Consider the following 3,834-nt stretch of genomic DNA (forward strand, 5'->3'; position numbering starts at 1 on the left):
CAAGAAGGTGGTGCTCGGTATCGTCACCACCAAGCGGGGGGAGCTGGAGAAGAAGGACGACCTGAAACGTCGGGTCGAGGAAGCCAGCGCGTATGTGCCGATCGAGCAGATCTGTATCTCACCGCAGTGCGGATTCTCGTCGACGGTGGAGGGCAACAGTCTCACGTACGACGAGCAGGTCGCCAAGTTGAGTCTGATCGCCGAGACGGCCGACGAGATCTGGGGCTGACCAGCCCCAGGGCTCCCAGGGACGGACGACGGGCTCGCGCCGACCGGACCAGTCGGCGCATGCTCGTGGTTGCCGTGCGGCCACTGGCCACATCGAGTGGCACGTCAATACGCTGGTCAGGAGGCCATCCGGAAAAGTTCCGGAATGTCGCCCGGAATTATCTTCGTGTTCAGGCCTGTTCGTACGTAGATCGTCGGCGGTAGTGTGAAAGTCGAGTTCGTAGCCGTCCGTGCAAAGGAGCCGACGATGAGACGACTCGGTGTTCTCGCCGCTCTCGCTGGATTCGGGTTGGTCGTAGCGGCGTGCGGAGACGATGACGATGAGACAGGCGGAGGCGAGGCGGATCAGGGCGATGTGGCGGAGGAAGCTACCGGTACGGTCGCTTTCCTTTTACCCGAGAATGTGACGCCGCGGTGGGAAGGTCCCGACCGGGACAGCTTCGAAGAGAGTATGTCCGAGTATGCGCCGGATGCGGATGTACAGATCTTCAACGCGTTGAATGACGCGGCACAGCAACAGCAGCAGGCCGAGCAGGCCATCACCCAGGGCGCCGAGGTACTCGTGATAGCCGCGGTCGACATGACCGCGGCGGCAGTGATCGTCGAGGATGCCGAGGCCGCCGATGTGCCGGTGATCGCGTATGACCGGTTGATCGAAGACTCGCCGTTGGACTATTTCGTGACCTTCGATGGCGAAGCGGTCGGCCAAGCTCAAGGCGAATGGCTCATGGAGAACACCGAAGACGGCGACCAGCTCGTGGTGATCCATGGCTCAGAGGACGACGACAACGCCCGCTGGTTCGCCGACGGCTACATGCCCGTCCTCGAGGAAGCGGTCGACGAGGGCACGCGCACCATCGGTTTTGAGGACTGGACGCCGGGATGGGATCCGTCCGCGGCCCAGGAGTCGATGGAAGCGGCCCTCACTCAGCTCGACAACGACGTCCAGGGTGTCTTGTCAGCCAATGACGGCATGGCGGCCACGATCATCACCGCGCTCGAATCGCAGGGCATGGCGGGCGATGTCCCGGTGACCGGTCAGGATGCCACCGAGCAGGGGTTGCAACTCATCCTCAACGGCCAGCAAGGCATGAGCGTCTTCAAAGACGTCACGCAGCAGGCGGACGTCGCCGCGCAGATCTCCGCGGCTTTGCTCGCCGGTCAGGAACCGGCCGGTGACCTCGTGCCGGACACCGTGGACAACGGTATGCAGGACGTCCCGAGCCGGCTTCTGGAAGTCGACGTCATCGACGACGAGGAGAGCGCCATGCTGGCCATCGATGCCGGCTTCTACGAGCTTGAGGCGATCTGTTCCGGGGTGAGCGCCGACGTCGAGTTGTGCGAGGACGCGTAGCGGATGAGCGACGTCTCCGCCACACCCACCGCCGACGACACCGGCGCCGTCTCTGCGCTGCTCCGGCTCGAGGGCATCTCGAAGTCGTTCGGTGCCGTCCAAGCGCTCGAAGACGTCGACTTCGAGGTGCATGCCGGCGAGGTGGTCGCTCTGGTCGGCGACAACGGCGCAGGTAAGTCCACCCTGGTCAAGACAGTTGCAGGAATTCACGGAGCGGATAGCGGGCGAATCCTCTTCGAAGATCGAGAAGTCAGCGTCAAAGGCCCGGGGGACGCCGTCGATCTGGGCATCGAGACCGTCTATCAAGACCTGGCGCTGTGCGACAACCTCGACGTCGTGGCCAACTTGTTCCTGGGACGGGAGCGGCTCAGCGCCGTTCGTGGCATGGACGAGATCGCCATGGAGCAACGGGCCTGGGAGGTGCTGCGGTCGCTACGGGTGATGACCATCAGCAACGTCCGTCTTCCCGTTGCGGCGATGTCCGGCGGACAACGCCAGTCGGTCGCGGTCGCGCGGGCCGTGATGTGGGACGCGCGCGTCGTGCTGCTCGACGAGCCGACCGCTGCCCTTGGCGTCGCACAGACGCAAGAGGTGCTCAGCCTGGTCCGACGTCTGCGTGAGCACGGCATCGGCGTGGTGGTGATCAGCCACAACCTCGCGGACGTGTTCGACGTCGCGGACCGCATCATCGTCCTGCGGCTCGGCCGGCGGGTAGCCACGTTCGACACGGGCCAGGTGGAGCCCGACGATGTCGTCGCTGCGATCACGGGATCCAAGACGGAGCGCGAGGTAGACCAATGACGCTCGCACGGAAGCCGGACGAGGAACCTCAGGTCGACGTACACGGGGGCGTGGTGACCACCGCCGGCGGTGGCTGGCGCGACGTCCTGGCCAGGCTCCGTCATGGCGACCTCTCGGTGCTGCCGGTCGCGCTCACCCTCGCGGTCATCTGGATCGTCTTCTACTCCCAGGACTCGATCTTCCTCAGTCCGCGCAATCTGTCGTTTCTGTTCCTGCAGATCGCCGTCATCGGAACGATCGCCCTGGGCGTGACATTCGTGTTGCTGATCGGCGAGATCGATCTGTCGGTCGCAGTGACCTCTGGTGTGTGTGCTGCCGTTACGGGCGTGCTCGTCACGAGGCAGGGCTGGGATCCGATTCCGGCGATCCTGTTGGCCCTGGCGATCGGCGCTGCCATCGGGCTTTTCCAAGGGTACTTCGTCGCCGTCGTCGGTGTGCCGTCCTTCGTCGTGACGTTGGCCGGTCTGCTGGGGCTGCAGGGCGTGATGCTGCTGATACTCGGCCGGGGCGGATCGGTGAACGTCAACGAGGACCTGATCCGCGACCTCACCACCACCTACCTGTCGGAGGCGGTGGGCTGGGGGCTGGCCGTGGTGATCGCCGGCGGCTATGCGCTCAGCCAGGTACGGCGGAGGACGAAGCGACGCGCCGCCGGGCTGTCGGCGCCGAGCATGCGAGGGCTGGCGATCCGGCTCGGTCTCGTCGTCGTGCTGCTCGCCGCGGTGGTCAATGTGTTGAACGACTACCGCGGCGTTCCGCTTGCCTCGGCGCTCCTGGTCGCTCTTGTCGCCTTCTTCGGTTACGTGACCCGGCGGATGAAGTTCGGCCGGTACCTCTACGCCATCGGTGGGAATGCCGAGGCGGCGCGCCGTGCGGGCATCGATGTCGCCAGGGTCCGTATCGCGGCGTTCACCCTGAGCTCGTTGCTGTGCGCCCTTGCGGGCGTCATCGGAGCATCCCGGTTCGCGTCCGTCTCGTACACGGCGTTCGCCGGTGGTCCGCTGCTGCTGGAGGCCATCGCGGCGGCCGTCATCGGCGGTGCGACGATCTTCGGCGGTCGGGGCAGCCCGTGGGGTGCGTTGCTCGGAGCGCTCGTGATGGGCAGCCTGTCCAACGGCTTGGACTTGATGCAGGCCAGCACGGGCACGAAGCTCGCGATATCGGGAGGCATCCTGCTGGTCGCGGTGACCGCCGACGCGCTGAGCCAGCGCGGCCGGGGCGACATCGGAGTGAAAGGCTGAGCGGCGGCCCGCACCGTAGACTCGCCCGTAGGAAGCGCGAGGCGGGAGCGTCAGCTGTATGAGTGGCACGGTCACGGCGGTGAGCCGGAGTAACACGCACGAGTTCAGCAAGGCGCATCAGCAGAGCATCACCCTGCTGGCCGGTCTCGGAGTCGAAGGAGATGCTCACCTGGGCGCCACCGTGAAGCATCGTTCGCGCGTGGCGCGCGA

At 65.6% G+C, this 3,834-nt stretch carries 3 protein-coding genes and 2 pseudogenes; all 5 read left to right on the forward strand.

Annotation, left to right across the window (positions count from 1 at the left end; all coding sequences use genetic code 11):
- A pseudogene (locus ELR45_RS39125) lies at window positions 1–229 on the forward strand (5-methyltetrahydropteroyltriglutamate--homocysteine S-methyltransferase); the annotation flags it as partial.
- Between the two features lie 246 nt (window positions 230–475).
- Window positions 476–1,582 carry a substrate-binding domain-containing protein gene (locus tag ELR45_RS25955; RefSeq protein ID WP_129668919.1) on the forward strand — a complete coding sequence of 369 codons (1,107 nt, stop codon included), beginning with the start codon at window positions 476–478 and terminating at the stop codon, window positions 1,580–1,582.
- A gap of 3 nt (window positions 1,583–1,585) precedes the next feature.
- Window positions 1,586–2,383, forward strand: coding sequence for an ATP-binding cassette domain-containing protein (locus ELR45_RS25960; RefSeq protein ID WP_129668920.1), 798 nt, complete (start codon window positions 1,586–1,588; stop codon window positions 2,381–2,383).
- Window positions 2,380–3,624: a sugar ABC transporter permease gene (locus ELR45_RS25965; protein WP_129668921.1), complete on the forward strand. Its 1,245-nt coding sequence runs from the start codon at window positions 2,380–2,382 to the stop codon at window positions 3,622–3,624. Before ELR45_RS25960 ends, ELR45_RS25965 begins: the two co-directional genes overlap by 4 nt.
- Window positions 3,625–3,682: 58 nt before the next feature.
- Window positions 3,683–3,834, forward strand: a pseudogene (locus ELR45_RS42975) (MOSC domain-containing protein); the annotation flags it as partial.

It is taken from the genome of Phytoactinopolyspora endophytica, from assembly GCF_004138495.1.
Classification (GTDB): domain Bacteria; phylum Actinomycetota; class Actinomycetes; order Jiangellales; family Jiangellaceae; genus Phytoactinopolyspora; species Phytoactinopolyspora endophytica.